At 44.3% G+C, this 332-nt stretch carries 1 protein-coding gene; it reads right to left on the bottom strand.

What is annotated here, in order from left to right; genetic code table 11:
• Positions 1 to 16: 16 nt before the first annotated feature.
• On the bottom strand, positions 17 to 332 hold a 316-nt coding region (locus AB4585_RS25390; protein ID WP_372171549.1), incomplete at its 5' end, for a DUF3069 domain-containing protein.

Raw genomic sequence — 332 nt, 5'->3', positions numbered from 1 at the left:
TTTAGGCGATAGGATCTTAGTCTTTTAGAAAGACACTATTGAAATCGCGCTTAAGGATAGGGTCACGACGAGCTTTCTTCATTTGCTTGACCATGTCCTTGATACAGTTGAAAAGAACTTGGTCTAACAATTGTGCTTTGTAAGCGTTAGTTTGTTCTTCCGTCATGTTTTCAGGAATGTTAAGCGTTGGGAACTCTTCTAGTAGTCCAACACCTGCAAAGGCTTGGCTTACTGAGGTAAGAGCGTGAAATTGCTCGAAGTTGTCTACTACATTCTGTGCACTGGCTGGCAGTTCGTCCCACGCTTTGCGTACTTCTGCTTCACCGGCCTCT

It is taken from the genome of Vibrio sp. 10N.222.49.C9, assembly GCF_041474985.1.
Taxonomy (GTDB): domain Bacteria; phylum Pseudomonadota; class Gammaproteobacteria; order Enterobacterales; family Vibrionaceae; genus Vibrio; species Vibrio crassostreae_C.
Note: the sequence above shows the minus strand (reverse complement) of the source record. Positions and strands in the feature narration are given on the sequence as shown.